The 16,668-nt window shown below is 58.0% G+C and carries 23 protein-coding genes; 8 read left to right on the top strand and 15 right to left on the bottom strand.

From position 1 onward, the window contains the following. Nucleotides 1–270 precede the first annotated feature (270 nt). From HDF10_RS17540 to HDF10_RS17570, 7 genes are all read left to right on the top strand, one after another. A complete protein-coding gene (locus tag HDF10_RS17540) occupies nucleotides 271–654 on the top strand; it encodes a hypothetical protein (protein ID WP_183815680.1) in 384 nt (127 codons plus the stop codon). Nucleotides 655–783: 129 nt separating this feature from the next. Continuing rightward, entirely contained in the window at nucleotides 784–1,371 is a 588-nt protein-coding gene (locus HDF10_RS17545; RefSeq protein WP_183815682.1) for an anthranilate synthase component II, read from the top strand. 11 nt (nucleotides 1,372–1,382) lie between these two features. After that, complete coding sequence (locus HDF10_RS17550) at nucleotides 1,383–2,318, top strand: nuclease (protein WP_183815684.1); 936 nt, start codon at nucleotides 1,383–1,385, stop codon at nucleotides 2,316–2,318. A gap of 150 nt (nucleotides 2,319–2,468) precedes the next feature. Then, nucleotides 2,469–3,026, top strand: a complete 558-nt coding sequence (gene efp, locus HDF10_RS17555; protein WP_183815686.1) for an elongation factor P — start codon at nucleotides 2,469–2,471, stop codon at nucleotides 3,024–3,026. A gap of 100 nt (nucleotides 3,027–3,126) precedes the next feature. Then, nucleotides 3,127–3,408, top strand: a complete 282-nt coding sequence (locus HDF10_RS17560; RefSeq protein ID WP_183768724.1) for an acylphosphatase — start codon at nucleotides 3,127–3,129, stop codon at nucleotides 3,406–3,408. A 6-nt stretch (nucleotides 3,409–3,414) separates the two neighbouring features. After that, nucleotides 3,415–3,954 carry an adenine phosphoribosyltransferase gene (locus tag HDF10_RS17565; protein ID WP_183815688.1) on the top strand — a complete coding sequence of 180 codons (540 nt, stop codon included), beginning with the start codon at nucleotides 3,415–3,417 and terminating at the stop codon, nucleotides 3,952–3,954. A 63-nt stretch (nucleotides 3,955–4,017) separates the two neighbouring features. Further along, entirely contained in the window at nucleotides 4,018–5,064 is a 1,047-nt protein-coding gene (locus tag HDF10_RS17570) for an NAD(P)-dependent alcohol dehydrogenase (RefSeq protein WP_183815690.1), read from the top strand. Between the two features lie 22 nt (nucleotides 5,065–5,086). Here the strand turns inward: HDF10_RS17570 and HDF10_RS17575 are convergent, their stop codons facing one another. Together HDF10_RS17575 and HDF10_RS17580 are read right to left on the bottom strand one after the other, a co-directional pair. After that, complete coding sequence (locus tag HDF10_RS17575) at nucleotides 5,087–6,292, bottom strand: lactonase family protein (protein WP_183815692.1); 1,206 nt, start codon at nucleotides 6,290–6,292, stop codon at nucleotides 5,087–5,089. Between the two features lie 19 nt (nucleotides 6,293–6,311). Next, nucleotides 6,312–6,743 (bottom strand): hypothetical protein, encoded by a 432-nt coding sequence (locus tag HDF10_RS17580; protein ID WP_183815694.1) that lies wholly within the window; start codon nucleotides 6,741–6,743, stop codon nucleotides 6,312–6,314. Nucleotides 6,744–6,955: 212 nt separating this feature from the next. Here HDF10_RS17580 and HDF10_RS17585 point away from each other — a divergent pair, with 212 nt between their 5' ends. Continuing rightward, entirely contained in the window at nucleotides 6,956–8,404 is a 1,449-nt protein-coding gene (locus tag HDF10_RS17585) for a GGDEF domain-containing protein (RefSeq protein ID WP_260177973.1), read from the top strand. A 78-nt stretch (nucleotides 8,405–8,482) separates the two neighbouring features. Here the strand turns inward: HDF10_RS17585 and rplQ are convergent, their stop codons facing one another. The 13 genes from rplQ to rpmD form a co-directional block, all read right to left on the bottom strand. Beyond that, nucleotides 8,483–8,962, bottom strand: coding sequence for a 50S ribosomal protein L17 (rplQ, locus tag HDF10_RS17590; protein WP_158943440.1), 480 nt, complete (start codon nucleotides 8,960–8,962; stop codon nucleotides 8,483–8,485). Between the two features lie 182 nt (nucleotides 8,963–9,144). Beyond that, nucleotides 9,145–10,248 carry a DNA-directed RNA polymerase subunit alpha gene (locus tag HDF10_RS17595; RefSeq protein WP_183815702.1) on the bottom strand — a complete coding sequence of 368 codons (1,104 nt, stop codon included), beginning with the start codon at nucleotides 10,246–10,248 and terminating at the stop codon, nucleotides 9,145–9,147. Between the two features lie 167 nt (nucleotides 10,249–10,415). Beyond that, on the bottom strand, nucleotides 10,416–11,048 hold the full coding sequence (gene rpsD / locus HDF10_RS17600) for a 30S ribosomal protein S4 (protein WP_183815709.1): 633 nt from the start codon (nucleotides 11,046–11,048) through the stop codon (nucleotides 10,416–10,418). Nucleotides 11,049–11,102: 54 nt separating this feature from the next. Next, nucleotides 11,103–11,288, bottom strand: a complete 186-nt coding sequence (locus HDF10_RS21475; RefSeq protein WP_221271836.1) for a DUF1272 domain-containing protein — start codon at nucleotides 11,286–11,288, stop codon at nucleotides 11,103–11,105. Nucleotides 11,289–11,303: 15 nt separating this feature from the next. Continuing rightward, nucleotides 11,304–11,726: a 30S ribosomal protein S11 gene (gene rpsK / locus HDF10_RS17610; RefSeq protein WP_179585612.1), complete on the bottom strand. Its 423-nt coding sequence runs from the start codon at nucleotides 11,724–11,726 to the stop codon at nucleotides 11,304–11,306. A gap of 3 nt (nucleotides 11,727–11,729) precedes the next feature. Next, nucleotides 11,730–12,110: a 30S ribosomal protein S13 gene (rpsM, locus tag HDF10_RS17615; protein WP_183768702.1), complete on the bottom strand. Its 381-nt coding sequence runs from the start codon at nucleotides 12,108–12,110 to the stop codon at nucleotides 11,730–11,732. 138 nt (nucleotides 12,111–12,248) lie between these two features. Continuing rightward, nucleotides 12,249–12,362: a 50S ribosomal protein L36 gene (rpmJ, locus tag HDF10_RS17620; RefSeq protein WP_158790629.1), complete on the bottom strand. Its 114-nt coding sequence runs from the start codon at nucleotides 12,360–12,362 to the stop codon at nucleotides 12,249–12,251. A gap of 179 nt (nucleotides 12,363–12,541) precedes the next feature. Further along, nucleotides 12,542–12,760: a translation initiation factor IF-1 gene (gene infA / locus HDF10_RS17625; protein ID WP_013581270.1), complete on the bottom strand. Its 219-nt coding sequence runs from the start codon at nucleotides 12,758–12,760 to the stop codon at nucleotides 12,542–12,544. 147 nt (nucleotides 12,761–12,907) lie between these two features. Further along, nucleotides 12,908–13,657 carry a type I methionyl aminopeptidase gene (gene map, locus HDF10_RS17630; RefSeq protein WP_183815713.1) on the bottom strand — a complete coding sequence of 250 codons (750 nt, stop codon included), beginning with the start codon at nucleotides 13,655–13,657 and terminating at the stop codon, nucleotides 12,908–12,910. A 9-nt stretch (nucleotides 13,658–13,666) separates the two neighbouring features. Then, on the bottom strand, nucleotides 13,667–14,392 hold the full coding sequence (locus tag HDF10_RS17635; RefSeq protein WP_183815715.1) for an adenylate kinase: 726 nt from the start codon (nucleotides 14,390–14,392) through the stop codon (nucleotides 13,667–13,669). A 13-nt stretch (nucleotides 14,393–14,405) separates the two neighbouring features. Beyond that, the gene (gene secY, locus HDF10_RS17640) at nucleotides 14,406–15,815 is read right to left on the bottom strand and encodes a preprotein translocase subunit SecY (RefSeq protein WP_183815717.1); all 1,410 of its coding nucleotides are present in this window, start codon (nucleotides 15,813–15,815) and stop codon (nucleotides 14,406–14,408) included. A 94-nt stretch (nucleotides 15,816–15,909) separates the two neighbouring features. Beyond that, nucleotides 15,910–16,371 carry a 50S ribosomal protein L15 gene (rplO, locus tag HDF10_RS17645; RefSeq protein WP_179585620.1) on the bottom strand — a complete coding sequence of 154 codons (462 nt, stop codon included), beginning with the start codon at nucleotides 16,369–16,371 and terminating at the stop codon, nucleotides 15,910–15,912. 98 nt (nucleotides 16,372–16,469) lie between these two features. Beyond that, the gene (gene rpmD / locus HDF10_RS17650) at nucleotides 16,470–16,664 is read right to left on the bottom strand and encodes a 50S ribosomal protein L30 (protein WP_158943424.1); all 195 of its coding nucleotides are present in this window, start codon (nucleotides 16,662–16,664) and stop codon (nucleotides 16,470–16,472) included. Nucleotides 16,665–16,668: the final 4 nt, after the last annotated feature.

Below are 16,668 nucleotides of genomic sequence, written 5' to 3' on the forward strand. Positions count from 1 at the left end.
CCGCAACAAGATCAGTTCGGTACCGAAATCAACTTGCGTGGTGTTCTAGTAATGTTATTGAAATTCCTGCAGCATATTTTCTGGTTATAGCGATCTCTGGGGGAACACGTGATTCGTAAGGGGCTAACGCTAGGGTTGTTTTCAATTCTCGTTGTGTCGACGGCTGTAGGAGGTCAAACAGCGCCGACCAATAACCTGTACAGAAACTTTGACGGAACCTGGGTCGGTTTCGAACAGACGTTACGGAACGGTGCCATGGTAGAGGAACCCGTGAAGATAGTTATTTCTGAGCTTCCAAAGAAACACCTGATGCGTTGGGACTATATCGACAACGCGGGGAAGGGGTCACGATTCGTAGCTCTGAATCTCTCGAAATCCGAGATGACGATGCATTTTGGAGAAGATCCAGACGAGCATCTGAGGGTCACGGGCTTGGATCGTTTCGCGTCTGAAGGGTTAGGCGAATTTTCTGCCTTTCGTGCGAACTCTGACAGCAAAGGCAAAAAGAGCATTGACCGCGTTACCTTTCACCTTGCACCCAATAGTTTCAATTACGAATGGGAAGTAACTTCTGACGGGCAGAGTTACAAGACCTATTCCGCATTTGCGCTAAAGCGCGAGGTCTCTTCATCGGCTCCCAGAAAGCCTGAATAATGTTAAATCAATAGCAAATACGGTGAACTGATCCCGACTTCGCAATGTCTCTCATCGGCGACGGTTTCATGGCCTTAGTGTCTCAACACTTGGTTCCGACTAATGCTTGGGGCGTAGAATTTAATTGCTATGGTCTTTGTTCTGGATAACTACGATTCGTTTACTTACAACCTGGTGCAGTATATGGGTGAGCTTGGGGCCGAGATGGTGATTCGGCGCAACGATGAGCTGACGCCGAAGGAGGTTGAGGCGCTGCGGCCGGAGAGGATTTTGATCTCGCCGGGGCCTTGTACGCCGCAGGATGCGGGGATCAGCATGGAGCTGATCAAGCACTTCGCTGCGTTGGGTGCGGCGGGTGGGCGGAGGGTGCCGATCCTTGGGGTGTGCCTGGGGCATCAGGCGATTGGAGCGGCGTTTGGAGGCAATGTGATTCGCGCGCCGAAGCTGATGCACGGCAAGACGAGCGAGGTGGAGCATGATGGAAAGACCATCTTTGCGGGGATACCGTCGGCGATGACGTGTACGCGATACCACTCGCTGATTGTGTCGGAGGAGGGGCTGCCGGAGGAGCTGGAGGTGTCGGCACGGACAGCAGATGGTGAGACGATTATGGCGCTGCGGCATCGCGAGCTACCGATTGAAGGCGTGCAGTTTCATCCGGAGAGCGTGTTGACGGTGCACGGCAAACAGATCATTCAAAATTTCCTGAAGATGTAGGGTGGGTTGCGATGGTGCGTCGGCTGATGGTGGTGTTCGCGATGGGGTGTGGAGTGGCGCGGGCGCAGCAGCCGATTGGGACGGTGGGGATTCAGAACGCGAACGTTGCAGGCGCGCTTGAGGTGAGCAACGGTCAGGCGATTCTGGTGGGGAACACGACCGTCACGGCCAGAGATCACACGGCTGAGATTGAGTTGAAGCGGGGCGGCACGGTGCGGGTGTGCGCGACCAGTGGTCTGCATCTGACCTCCGGCCAAGGGGCGACTGGCCAGCAGCCGTTGATGCTGGCGCTGGATCGCGGCGCGATTGAGGTGCAGATGGCCGCGACGACGCACGACATGGTGATGACGCCGGACCTGCGTTTTACGATGCGCGGAGACGGCCCGCTCGATCTGCAACTTCGCGTGACGCGGAACGGCGATACGTGCGTTGAAAATCGCGGGACACAGGCGCCTGTGCTCAACATCGCGGACCAGTTTGGGGAGACAAGTTACGTACTGAACCCCGGGCAGCATGTGCTCTTCGAACATGGCAGCCTGAAAGAGGTCGTCGACCATGAGAGTTCGTCGTGCGGATGCCCTTCGGAGCCTGCGGCGCCTACGATGACGGTCGCCGACGCACTTTTGAACGCGGGCGACGCCTCAAAGACTGCGGCGGAACAGCATCCCTTCCCTGCTGCCGTGAGCGCGGGCTTGGCTCCAGTCGCGGTGCCGCAAGCTCCTACGGGAGATCTGCATGAGCAGGTTGCGGCGACCTTGAGCTCCGGAGAGGGAGCCGATAGTTTGACACCGGCTGCTGCGCCGGATCCGAAGGGAAAGACCGGAGAAGCCCCTACGAGCGCGACTGCGCAGACTACAACCCCGCCCAATTCGCCACCGCCGACGCCCCCTCGCCACGGTTTCGCGCACGCCCTGGGCCGGTTCTTCCGAAAGATTTTTGGCGACTGATCAGACGTGGTGTCAACGCGGCTACAGGAGCAGGAAACATTCGCTCTGAGCTACAATTATAGGGTTGTAGGCTCGCCGGCAGAGATGCCGATGCCCACACCAAAATTCTCAGTACAGCTGAAATTCAGCACAGATCAGGGGTTTTCTTTTATGTCGATTCCCGCAACGCAGATGCGCCCGGGCATGATTATCAAGTACAGGGACGATCTTCACCTGGTGTTCTCGGTGGAGCATCGCACTCCCGGCAACCTCCGCGCGTTCATCCAGGCAAAGCTTCGCAATGTTCGCACGGGCGCGATGTTCACCGAGCGCTTTCGCTCGCCTGACCCGATTGAACGCGTCTACGTGGATGAGGTGAAGATGGAGTTTCTTTACAACGACGGCGATGAGTACTACTTCATGGATGACAAGTTCGAGCAGACCATGCTGAAGCGTGACACTTTGGGGGATGCCGTCGATTACCTGCTGCCGAACCTTTCGATCAGTGTCAGCTTTCATGATGGCAAGGCAGTCGGCATCGAGCTTCCGGGAGTGGTCGAGATGACCGTGATGGAGACTGAGCCTGGGATCAAGTCGGCGACAGCGTCGTCTGTCTCCAAGCCAGCAAAGCTCGAAACAGGGCTCGTCGTGCAGGTGCCCGCCTTCATTAACGAAGGCGAAAAGATTCGCGTGGATACTGCAGAAGGCGCCTATATGAGCAGGGCATAACAAAGCTCATTCTTAGAGATGGCGGAGTCACTGGCTCCGCCTTTTCTTTCGTCTGCTGCTCCTTGCATGGGGGTAGCTGCTCTGCGACACTGGAGGCTCCATGGTGTGCCATTACCTCGTAAAAGGTCGCGTGCAGGGAGTCGGGTTTCGCTGGTTCGTGCACCAGGAGGCGGCTGAGATTGGTCTGCGGGGATGGGTCCGGAATACCGACCAGGGTCACGTTGAGATCGTTGCGGCGGGGAGACCAGAAGAGCTTGCCGAGTTGAAGGATGCGCTGCGGAAGGGTTCGCGCGGCAGCCGCGTCGACGCCGTAGAGGAACAGGAACTGGTCGAGAGTGAAGGCGCGCAGCTCGGACCATTTGAGATTGAAGGAGCCTGGTAAGAACTGATGACACTACCGATTAATTGTGAACCACTGAAGACTCTGATCCGCACCGTGCCGGATTTTCCCAAGCCTGGGATTCTGTTCTACGACATCACGACAGTCTTAAAGGATAAGGCGGGGTTCGCCACGCTGATCGACGCCTTCGCGCAGTACTACATTGGGAAAGAGATCGACCTGGTGCTGGGCATCGAAGCCCGTGGCTTCATCTTCGGACCGGCGCTGGCGTATCGCCTGAACGCGGGATTTGTGCCGGTGCGCAAGCCGAAGAAACTGCCCGCCTCAACGGCTCGAGTCAACTACGATCTCGAGTACGGCACCGATTCATTGGAGATTCATCTCGACGCCATCCAGCCCGGCGAGCGCGTCGTGATCGTGGATGATCTTCTCGCGACCGGCGGCACCATGCAGGCGACGGTGCAACTGGTGCGGCAGCTCGGCGGGGAGATCGCGGGTCTTGGATTTGCGATTGAACTCGATTTCCTGAAGGGCCGCGAAAAGTTTCAAGAGTACGACGTATTAAGCCTGCTCCACTACGACGAATAACTGAATCGCGCCAAACAACATCTCTTGAGCTACTCGTCACACTGCAACGACAAAGGGGAAAAGATGAAGTCACGTGGATATGCGGTGCACGATAAGAAGTCGCCTCTGGTTCCTTTCAGCTTCGAGCGGCGTGAGCCAGGCGCGAACGATGTCGTCGTTGAGATTGCTTACTCCGGCGTCTGCCACTCGGATATTCATCAGGCTCGAGATGAGTGGGGCGGTTCGATCTATCCGATGGTGCCAGGGCACGAGATCGTCGGGCATGTGACCGCAGTTGGTGGTGCGGTAAAGAAGTTCAAGGTCGGCGACCTTGCCGCCGTCGGAGTGATCGTCGACTCCTGCCGGGTGTGCGAAAACTGCAAGGCCGACGAGCAGCAGTACTGCCTGAAGGGCGCAGTGGAAACCTACAACAAGCGCAACTACGCGGGCGAAGTCACTTACGGTGGCTACGCCAATAACATTGTTGTGAACGAGAACTACGTCCACACGATCTCCCCGAAGCTGAACCTCGCTGCGGTGGCGCCGTTGCTGTGCGCGGGAATTACAACCTACTCACCGCTACGCCACTGGAAGGTCGGAGCGAACAGCAAGGTGGGCGTGGTTGGACTGGGGGGTTTGGGTCACATGGGCTTGAAGTTCGCTCATTCTTTCGGCGCGTATGTGGTGCAGTTCACCACCTCCGAAAACAAGATCGAAGATGCGAAGAAGCTGGGTGCCGATGAGGTGGTTGTCACCAAAGACGCCGCAGCTCTAGCCAAACACACTGGAAGCTTCGACTTCATTCTCGACTGCGTTTCTGCGCCCCACGATATCAACCAGTATCTGAATCTGCTGCGATTGAATGGAACCCTGTGCCTGGTGGGTCTTCCTGAAACTCCCTTGTCGGTGGCTCCGTTTTCGGTGGTGGCCAATCGGCGTTCGCTGGCAGGATCGGGGATCGGCGGGATGAATCAGACGCAGGAGATGCTGGACTACTGCGCCGAACACAACATCGTCTCCGACATTGAGCTGATCTCGGTCGACAAACTGGACGAAGCCTACGAGCGGGTATTAAATGCCGACGTGAAGTATCGCTTCGTAATCGATATGGCTACGTTGCCTAAGGGTTAGTCGGGCCGCTTGTCTTCGCGGTTCAGGCGAAGAGGGTAAACAGCGGCGAATCCAAAGCGACGGTCTGCGTAGGCCCGGAGAGCTTTCCCGTGGAGGAATCGCGGCGAAAGACCGTGACATTCGCGGAGTCCTGATTCCCGCAGAGCAGCCACTGCGCCGTCGTGTCCAGCGTGAAGTGGCGAGGCGTCTTGCCGCCGCAGGGGATCCGCTGGAGCAACGCAAGGTCGCCGTTTCTTGCAATGGAGAAGACGACCAGCGAGTCTTCCCCACGATTGCTGGCGTAGAGAAAATTTCCGTCGGGAGAGATCGTGAGTTCCGCAGCGGTATTCTTCTCAGCCGGAAAGTCCGCCGCGATCGTCTTGATCGAGAAGGTGGAATTAACCAAAAGGCCCTGCGGCGCATTACTGAAACGAGTAGCTGTCCACAGGCAGCGATCGATACTTGAGTCGATCTCGTTGATGCAGTAGACCCAGCGGCCGTTGGGGTGGAAGACGACGTGGCGAGGCCCGCAACCTGGACGCTCGTTGGTGAACAGATGTGGGTCGGAGAGCTCGCCCGTCTCCGGATGAATGTAAAAGACTGCGATGTGGTCGGTGCCAAGATCGCAGACCAGTAGGAAGCGGTCATCGGGCGAGATGGTAACGCAATGCGGGTGCGAGTTGTCCTGACGAGCAGAGATAGGACCAAGTGCTCCGAACTTCTGATGATCCTTAAAGTCTACACGTTCGACCGGCTGGCTGAGCGTTCCATCTGGCTGGATGCGGTAAGAGGCGACAGAACCGCCGAAGTAGTTAGCCACAAAGGCGGCATGCCCGGTAGAGTCTACCGAGACATAAGCAGGCCCGGCGCCGCCGGAGGGAACCTGCCCGGTCTGCTGAAGGTTGCCATCTTTCGGATCCAGCATAAAAGTTGTAACGGTAGCGCCAGGATCGTTGATGGCATTGACCGCATAAAGCGAGCGGCGTCCCACACCAGGCGGGGTGACCGCAAGATAAGACGGCCGGACCGTGGCGGCAATCAGTGTTGGCGGAGTCAGTTGACCAAGAGCGGGATCGAAGGTCGACCGGTAGATACCTTTGCTGACTCCCTTATTCGTGTCAGTTCCAAAGAAGACATGAATCGGGGGCGGCGGAGCTACTTTCTTTTTGCGAGTGGGCCACGTCGCAAAGGCCCGCGCAGAGGCGGCGAAGGCAGGAAACAAGACAAGGAATCGTCGGCGCGAGAACATGGACCAAACCCCTGGGAGGTTATGCTGGTTCGCCTGGAAGGTGGATGCCCAACTCGTCTTCGGGCCGAATATTGTCGTTGATGACGGGAAGACTGGGAAGATTGTCGGTACGGCCAGCCTCTTTTACGACGGCGCTGGCGTGTTCTAGAACCTCATCGACCGTCATGGTGTACATCTCGCGGCCATTATCGTATCCGGACTTGACAGCGTGCTGCAGATACCGGCCGGCGGTCTGCGCCGCAAGATAATCCGTAATGACATGCCCCGTACGGCGCTTCTGCTCGACCCAGGCCAGGTTCGGCATGGCGATCCAGACTGGTCTGCCATTGACGGCAAAGCGGATGTCGGTGGCATCGGCATGGCGAGTCGCGATGGCCACTATGGTGCCTTTCCATACGCAGTGGAGGTCTTCCCCGGTCCAGCGGTCGGTTACTTTGAAGTCTTCGTACATGATTGTCTCTAGCTTAGAGCAGGGGGAAGGGATGAGCAAGGCGGAGACCTAAAACCATAGAAATTTGCTGGAATCTGTCTTTAATCTTGTTTGTCGTTTCCCATAATCCCACAATGGGAATAAAGTAAGGTGTTACTTTCGTAAGCACTTGAAATTGCCTCTGGCTTATGCAAGTTACCGCAGCTATTCTTGTCTTGTTTTTACGGTGATAGATGAGCGTGCGTCGAACAGAAGCTGAAGCCGCTAGCTTAAGGGCGATCTGGACACGTGATTTGTTGGACTCCCAGCCAGAGCTTGAATGTGACGAACTGGTTAGGCTTGCTGCCTGTCTCTGCGGAACTCCACTCGGCCTGGTGACGCTGCTTGATGAGCGACACCAATGGTATCGTGCGTCCGAAGTGCTTAAGATGGGCGAGACCCCGAGGGAGGTGGCCTTTTGCGCACACGCGGTGCGGCAGACTGGTCTCTTCATGGTGAAGGATGCCCTGCTGGATAGCCGATTTTCCAGCAATCCCCTGGTTACCCCGGATCCGGCGATACGATTCTTTGCCGGGGTGGGTTTGCATGACTCCGACGGTGAGCCGATCGGGACCTTCTGCGTGGTCGATATGTCCCCTCGCATCCTCAGCGAGGATCAATCTGAGGCTCTCGAAATCTTCGGGCGGCAGATAAGTCTTCGCCTGCAAGCGATAGTTCAGCGCCGGGCACTAGAACAGGCACTGGCGGAAAAGGAAAGGGCAAGCGCAGGACTCCGAGCGAGCGAAGAACTGTTTCGCGCTTTCATGAATGCGAGCCCGTTTCTGAGCTACATCAAAGATGCCGCCGGGCGGTTACTCTTCTACAATCGCAGCTTCGCGCAGAGGTTTGGCGTTAGCGAATATGCGTGGCTCGGACGAACCGACGAGCAGCTCTGGTCCAGAAAGCTGACCAAATCCGTACGAACTCATGATCTCGAAGTGATGGCTGGCGGAAAGATGGTCGAGACCGAGGAGCACATTCGGAACTCCGACGGATCGGTCAGTTCCCTGCGGTCCTTCAAGTTTCCCTGCCACGATTCAGCGGGAAATGTACTGCTGGCCGGGGTGGCCGTCGATGTGTCGGAGGAGGTAGCGCATCACGCGGAGTTGGAACGCTATCATCGCGAGCTTGAAGATGCCAACGACCAGCTGCGCAAGCTCGCTGTCACCGACGAACTTACGGGATTGCGCAATCGCAGATCGTTCGAGGAGCGGCTGGTGATGGAGTTTTCGCTGGCGCGACGGAGGAAGCGGGAGCTTTCCGTGCTGTTGATCGACGTTGACGACTTCAAAACGATTAATGACCGGTGGGGCCACGCGGCAGGTGACGAAGTGCTGCGACGACTGGGCATGATTCTGCGAACGACAGTGCGGTTGCCCGATCTGCCCGCGCGGTATGGAGGGGAGGAGTTTGTGGTCCTACTGCCGGAAAGCGGCGAAGAGAGCGCCATGGGCCTCGCCCGACGGGTCATGCAGCGGGTCGCGACTGAGGACTGGGAGAATCAGCCGTTGACCATCAGCGTAGGAATGGCTTCGATGAACGAGTCGCTTGAGAATGGGTTTCAGTTAGTAGAACTGGCTGATGAAGCTTTGTATGCGGCAAAGCGCGCGGGAAAGAATCGCGTTATGGTGCACAGCGGCTAGATTGTTTCGTTCTTACAAACACACAAAGAGGCGCATCCATAAGGTGCGCCTCTTTGATTTAATGCCTGATGCTGAAGTTTAGACTTCGGCGTTGGGATCGCCGGCTTCGCCTTCGCCGCGCTCTTCCATCTGCTTGGCAAGCTCTTCACGCTTCTTGGTACGGGCTTCGGCGCGCTTCTGAGCCTTCTCGTTGAGCTCGTGCTCGGCACCGAGAAGTTCGATGTAGGCCATCTCGGCGGCGTCACCCTTGCGGGCTCCAAGGCGCGTGATGCGGAGGTAGCCGCCTTGGCGTGCAGCGTAGCGCGGAGCCACGGTCGCAAAGAGGCGGTCGACCGACTCAGGCGTCATCAGGTAAGCAGCAGCCTGGCGGCGGGCATGAACAGTGCCGCGCTTGCCGAGGGTAATCATCTTCTCGATGAGGGGGCGGGTGGCCTTGCACTTGGTGATGGTGGTCTCGACGCGGTCCATCAGGATGACGGAGGTGACGAGGTTGCGCAGCATGGCGCGGCGATGGCTGGTGTTGCGGCCTAATTTGTATCCTGCATTACGGTGACGCATCGGTGATCTCCTTCGACTCGGCATTGGCCGTGAGTCGGTACTGCTTAGAATGTGTGCGTCGGCCTAAGCTGGCGCGGGGGAAGCTGCGTCAGGTCAAGCGAGAGGCCTATTGCTACGCAACTCGTGCTGCGTATTCTGGTAAGACTGCGGCGGTGGATTGGATTCCACCGCCACAAGCCTGGTTAGAAATTCTCTGGCTCACTGCCGACGAGGTCGAGGTCTTCGTCCTCATCTTCATCTTCGTCATCGTCGTCATCAAAGTTGCCGAAGCTGGCGGCGAGAGTAGCTGCGGGCAGAACGGAGGTGGGTCCGGGCTGCGGGTTGCCGTTCTCGTCGATCTTCATGCCGAGGGACAGGCCCATCTGCGCGAGGATCTCTTTGATCTCATTCAGGGACTTGCGTCCGAAGTTCTTGGTCTTGAGCATCTCGGCTTCGGTCTTCTGGATGAGTTCGCCGATGGTGGCGATGTTGGCGTTCTTAAGGCAGTTGTAGCTGCGGACGGAGAGCTCAAGCTCTTCGACCGAGCGGTTGAGGTTCTCGTTGCGTAGGGCAGGGCCGTCGTGCAGACCGTCGTGACCGGCTTCCATCTCCTCTTCAAAGTTGATGAAGATGGTCATGTGGTCCTTCAGCAGCTTGGCGGAGAGGCCGAGGGCGTCTGCGGGGAGCACAGTGCCGTTGGTCCAGATCTCGATCGTCAGCTTGTCGTAGTCGGTGATCTGACCGAGACGAGCTGCCTCGACGAGGTAGTTGACCTTACGAACTGGCGAGTGAACGGAGTCGACGGGAATGAAGCCGAGGCCGAGGTCGCCATCGAAGTTCTTGTCGGCAGAGATATAGCCACGGCCGCGCTTGAGGCGCATCTCCATGTCGATCTTGCCGCCTTCGGAGACGGTGCAGATGTAGACGTTCTTGTCGAGGATCTCGACGTCGCCATCAGCTTCGATCATGCCGGAGGTGATGACGCCGGCCTGATCGGCACGGAGGTAGAGAGCCTTGGGGCCTTCGCCAGCAAGCTTGAAGGGGATCTGCTTGAGGTTCAGGATGATGTCGGTCGCATCTTCGACAACGCCGGTGATGGACTGGAACTCGTGCAGGACACCTTCGATGCGAACGGCGGTTACTGCGGCACCCTCGATAGAGGAAAGTAACGTCCGGCGGAGCGCGTTGCCGATAGTGGTACCGAAGCCGCGCTCAAAGGGCTGCGCGGAGAACTTGCCGTACTTTTCGGTGAGTGTTTCGGTGTCGACTGCGAGACGCTTGGGCTTTTGAAAACCTCTCCAAAGCATGTGTTTCTCCTTTTCCGGCTCACTCGCGATGCATTCTGCGAGATGGCGGGGTGCTTCTATTTCAGGTTAGGTTTTGTGTTGCTTTCGCATTTGTAGCGCGACAAGGAACAAATACAATGTTCTTTGCCGCGCTGCCAAATGACGAATCTTATATGTAACTACAGCGGTTACTTGCTGTAGAGTTCGACGATCAGCTGCTCGTTGACGGGCAGGTTGACGTCTTCGCGCTTCGGCAGAGCGATGACCTTGCCGGAGAGATTGTCGCGATTGATGTCGAGCCACTGGACCTGATTTTGACCCGCGGCAAAGTTCTTCGCCTCTTGGAGCATGACCAGAGCCTTCGAACCCTCGCGGATCGCGATCTCATCGCCAACCTTCACCTGGAAGGACGGGATGTTGACCTTGCGGCCGTTGACCTGGAGGTGGCCGTGACGGACAACCTGACGGGCCTGACGGCGGCTCATGGCGAAACCGAGACGGTAGGCGACGTTGTCGAGGCGGGTCTCAAGCTGCTGGAGCAGGAGTTCGCCGGTGACGCCGGTCTTGTTGGAGGCCTTCTGGTAGTAGGCGCGGAACTGGGTCTCGAGAGTGAAGTAGATGCGCTTGGCCTTCTGCTTCTCACGGAGCTGCAGACCGTAGCCGACGACCTTCTTCACTTTGCGGGACTGACCGTGCTGGCCTGGGGGGAAGTTGCGCTTCTCAACGGGGCATTTTTCAGAGAAGCACTTGGTCCCCTTGAGGAAGAGCTTGGTGCCGTCGCGGCGGCAGAGGCGGCAGACGGGTCCGGTGTAACGTGCCATTTTTATAACTCCTGACTTCGGGTGACGATCGCTTTACGCGCGGGCAGCGCTTCCTCACGATCCGGTTGTTGTAACGTCTTGCCTGCGGCGGGGCCTGAGAACAAGCTCACCGCCGCAGTTGGGACAGATTGCATTCATAACCTGAGCGCATGTTGCACAGAAGCTGCACTCGTAACTGCAGATGAAGGCTACTCCGTTTGCATCGAGGGCCGTATCACAGCGCTCGCATTCGGACTTCATCAAAAGTGCCACAGATCAAACGCGGCGGCGCTTCGGCGGACGGCAGCCGTTGTGCGGCATCGGCGTAACGTCGCGGATGCTGCGCACCTCGATGCCGGTGGTGGCGAGAGCGCGGATCGCGGACTCACGGCCAGAACCGGGACCGGAGACGCGCACATCGACCGAACGGACACCATGGTCGCGGGCTGCGTTTGCTGCACCGACGGCGGCCTGCTGCGCGGCAAACGGAGTTCCCTTACGAGAACCACGGAAGCCAAGCGAACCGGACGACTTCCAGCTCAGCGTGTTGCCGACCTGGTCGGTGATCGTAACGATCGTGTTGTTGAACGAAGCCTGAATGAAGACGAGGCCAAATGGAACATTCTTCCGCTCGCGCTTCTTGAACTTCTTATTCTTGCCGGGCTTTGCTGCGCCCTTCGTATTCTGTGTCTTCGCCATGTCTTATTTCGTCGCTTTCTTCTTACCGGCAACGGTTCCCTTGCGTGGGCCTTTGCGGGTGCGAGCGTTGGTGTGGGTGCGCTGGCCACGGACAGGAAGGCTGCGGCGATGGCGGAGGCCACGGTAGGACTGAATTTCGATCAGGCGCTTGATGTTGAGCGAGATGTCCTTGCGGAGATCGCCTTCGATCTGGCCTTCGGCTTCAATAACTTGACGGATGCGGTTCAGCGCGTCCTCGTCGAGCGTGCCGACCTTCGCGACGGGATCGACATCCGCCTTCACGAGGATCTTGGCGGCGCGAGAGTCGCCGATTCCGAAGATGTAGGTGAGACCGATGCGCACCTGTTTGTTATTAGGGACATCGACTCCAGCAATACGTGCCATGGGGTTCCTTTTCGGTTGAGCTTCGCGGGCTTCGCCACGAAAGCGGGTTGTTTGTTTACGGCAAGTCCGTCGGGTTCAACGCAAGCCTTGACTTCGGCTAACTAGCCCGACGGGGCCGGTACTGCTGACTTCGGAGATTTAGCCCTGACGCTGCTTGTGCTTCGCGTTCTCGCAGATAACACGCACAACACCGCGGCGGTGGATAACCTTGCACTTGTCACACATCTTCTTTACTGAGGCACGGACCTTCATTGTGATTCCCTTCTTTTATTGCAACGTGAAACCGGCAAACCAGAGACGCGTCTCGAGGAGACGAAACTCCTTTTGACGTGCAGCCTGAACGCCAGGGTCAAAAGCCCTGAACTATCCCAAGTGCAAATGCGCTTGAGCAACCCATGATGGAGACGGGATGGGCTCCCGTAGCCGTTTGTCTACTTGTAGCGGTAGACAATGCGGCCGCGGTTGAGGTCGTACGGACTGAGCTCAATCGCGACGCGGTCGCCGGGGAGGATACGAATGAAGTTTTTGCGCATACGTCCAGAGACGTGTGCAAGGGCCTGGTGCTTGTTCTCAAGCTCGACCTTGAACATCGCATTCGGCAGAGTCTCTACGACCACCGCCATCACTTCAATTGCATCTTCCTTCGACAAACGATCTCCTTTGGAAGGTCAAGGGGCGAACCCCTTTCGTTTCCATAACTTCTTCTTTGAGTTGAGAGTTTTCCTCAACCAGAGTCACCATGCGACACACTTGCGCACACCGCATCTCTTATAGTACCCCAAAAGCGGCCGATTTTCCTAGCGGGTAAGCACCAGGGGGCCATCTTTCGTGAGGGCGACCGTGTGCTCAAAGTGGGCGCTGTAGCTGCCGTCCACGGTAACCGCCGTCCAGCCATCCTTCAAAACCCGCACTTCAGGCCCGCCAGCGTTGATCATAGGCTCGATGGCGAGCACCATGCCCGCCTTCAGCCTTGGTCCCTTGCCCGCAGCCCCAAAGTTCGGAACCTGCGGGTCTTCGTGCATGGCGCGGCCAATTCCGTGCCCCACAAACTCCCGGACGACCCCAAAACCCTCCGCCTCGCACAACTCCTGCACCGCTGCGGAGATATCGCCCAAACGCCCGCCAACCTGGCACTGCTCGATCGCCTTCTCGAGGGACGCTTTGGTCACTTCGAGCAGCTTTGTCGTCCCAGCGCTCACCTTGCCGATCGGATAGGTCACGGCTGCGTCCGAGTAAAAGCCGTCGATAATGACTCCACAGTCGATGGAGAGAATATCTCCTTCGGCGAGAATGCGCTTGGCGTTGGGCATGCCGTGGACGACTTCGTTGTTGACCGAAGTACACAGAGCCGCGGGGAAGCCGTGGTATCCCTTGAAGGCCGCAATAGCGCCCAGCTCAGCGATCTTTTTGACGGCAATCTCTTCCAGGTCCATCGTCGAGGCGCCGGGAACAACATGGGGCGCGATCGCGTTATGAACCTGGCGGAGAGCCTTGCCGGAGATTCGCATCTTCTCGATCTCCTGCGCCGTTTTGATCATGATGGCCATAGTGAGGACTTAGGAGTTCGGATGCTGGCGAAGGCGAATCAGGGCTGCTTCGATGTCGGCGGTAACCTGTTCGACGGTTTGGTCGCCGTTGATCTCTTCGAAACGGCTTTGGTTGCGATAGTGCTCGATCACCGGGGCGGTCTGGACTTCGAAGGTCTTCATGCGCTCGGTGAAGACGACATCGGAGTCGTCGGGACGCTGGACGAGGGTGGAACCGTCTACGTCACAGATGCCGGGAGTCCTGGGCGGGTTCGAGTAGATGTTGTAGATGCGGCCTGCGGGCGAGATACGGCGGCCGGTAATGCGGTGCAGTAGCTGCTCGTAGTCAACGGAGATGCTGATGGCGACGACAGGCAGGGTGTTGGGATCGGCGGAGAGCTGGGCGTCGAGCCAGGTGGCCTGGTTAAGGGTGCGGGGAAAGCCGTCGAGGATGAAGCCTCGCTGCGTATCGGGCTGCTTGAGGCGGTCGGCGACCATCTGATTGACGAGTTCGTCGGAGACGAGGGTGCCCTGGTCGACGAGAGTCTTCGCCGCCTTGCCGAGTGGCGTGCCGCTGGAGATGTTCGAGCGGAGGATGTCGCCGGTGGAGATCTGCGGGATGCCATAGGCAGCCATCAGCGCCTTCGCCTGTGTGCCTTTACCAACGCCGGGAGCGCCTAAAAGGAGGACCGGCCCGGGCAGGAAGTTCTTCTCTGCCGGGGCCGTCTCGGTTTCGGATGCAGTGCCTGTCGTCAACGGACTGACTTCCCTACCAGCTCTTGCGGCCACGGATGCGGCCACTCTTGGGAGTGAAGCCGTCGTAGTGACGCATGATGAGCTGCGATTCGATCTGCTGGACCGTGTCCATGGCTACGCCGACGACGATCAGCAGGCTAGTACCGCCGAAGTAGAAGTTGACGCCGAGGCCGTTGGTCATCCAGGTCGGCAGCCGATCAAAGACCGAGCCGATGAGCCAGAGATGGTTGAAGTGGATTCCGCTGATCAGCAGCTGCGGAATGATGGTGATGATGATGAGGTAGAGCGCGCCGACAAGGGTGATGCGGGTCAGCACATCATTGATAAAGTCGGCAGTACGCTTGCCGGGACGAATGCCGGGGATAAAGCCGCCGTATTTGCGCATGTTGTCGGCGATATCGTCCGGACGAAACACGATCGAGATGTAGAAGTAGGCAAAGAAGATGATCGCGACCATCTGCAGCAGCTCGTACCAGGGCTCGCCGGGAGCCAGAGCACGCAGGATCGGACCGAAGAAGGACGAGTCCTGCAGAGAGTAGCCGAAGATGTGAGCGCCGGAGAAGAGCAGAGGAGCTGAGAGAATGGAGCTGGCAAAGATGACTGGCATCACGCCGCCGGAGTTGACCTTGAGCGGCAGGTGCGTGGATTGGCCGCCCATCATCTTGCGGCCAACGATGCGCTTGGCGTATTGGACCGGAATGCGACGCTCCGAGCGCTCCACGAAGACGATGAAGGCAACGACGGCGATCATACCCGCGATCAGGAGGGCAACAGCGAGGGGAGTCAGCGCACCCCAGGCGTTGTCGCGTACCTTCTCGTAGAGATTCTCAATGCCTTTCGGCAGACCGACGACGATACCAGCGAAAATGAGCAGACTCATCCCATTGCCGATGCCGCGCTCAGTGATCTGTTCCCCCAGCCACATGATGAATGCCGTGCCGGCAGTGAGAGTAATGACGCAGAGCGGAATGAAGGCAGCGCGGGAGATGGTGACCATCGTCTGGCCGGTGCTGGTGTTCGTCAGCGTCAGCGCGATGGCAAACGACTGCACGATTCCAAGCAGCACCGTAACGTAACGCGTCCATTGGGTGATCTTGCGGCGGCCTAGTTCGCCTTCTTTTTGCAGCTTCGCCAGCGGCTCATAGATGACCGTGAGCAGTTGGAAGATGATCGACGCCGTGATGTACGGCATGATACCGAGGGCGAAGACGGTGAGCTTGCGAAGGTTTCCGCCAGAGAAAAGGTCGACCAGGCCGAGAGCTGAGCCGGAGTTCTGATTGAAGAACTGGGCGAGCATGTCGGCGTTGATGCCGGGGGTGGGGATGTGCGAGCCGAGGCGGTATACGGCCAACATGCCAAGCGTAAACAGCACGCGCTTGCGGAGGTCGGGGATTTTGAAGATGTTTGCGATTTTCTCGAACATCGGGTACTGGAACCTCGGGGGGAAACGCTGGTGATCTGGTGAAACGGCGATGCGAGGGCGCGCGCCCTCGCCTGCCAATCATTCTAAATGCTGCCTAGCCGATCAGGATGGCCTTGCCGCCGGCCTTTTCGATCGCCTCCTGGGCGGTCTTCGAGAACTTGTGCGCGTGGACCGTCACGGCAGTCTTGATCTCTCCGTTATTCAACACTTTGATCAAAGCGCCCTTCTTGCGGAGCAGGCCAAGCTCGATGATCTTGTCGAGGGTGAACTCGGTGACGTTCTCTGCAGCAACGATCTCGGCGACGCGGTCGAGGCCAAGCACCTGGTACTCGACGCGGAAGATGTTGGTGAAGCCGCGCTTGGGCAGACGGCGATGAAGGGGCATCTGGCCGCCTTCAAAACCACGCATCAGCGACGAACCCGAGCGGGAGCCCTGACCCTTGTGACCACGGGTCGAAGTCTTACCCATGCCTGAACCCATACCACGGCCAACACGCTTCTTGTTTTCGTTTGCCCGCTTGGGGGCACGGAGATTGGAGAGATTACGGATTGCCATTTGTTTCCTCGCTTAACGCCGGTGAAGCAGCTTCTGCTCTTCGCCGACTCGCTTATGAGTTAGCCCTTACGGGATCGTGCTGTTATGCCGGATCGCGACTAGTCGACGACGCGGACGAGATGGGGAACCTTTGCGACCATGCCACGAATGGATGGCGTATCTTCGCGCTCGACGATCTGGTTGAGACGGGTAAAGCCCAGGCCCTTGATAACGAGCTTGTGCTTGACCGGGGTGCAGATCTTGGAACGGAAGTACTGCAGCTTGATTTTGGCGATTGCGTTGGTGTCAGCCATGAGA

It is taken from the genome of Tunturiibacter empetritectus, assembly GCF_014201375.1.
In the GTDB taxonomy this organism is placed as follows: Bacteria; Acidobacteriota; Terriglobia; order Terriglobales; family Acidobacteriaceae; genus Edaphobacter; species Edaphobacter lichenicola_D.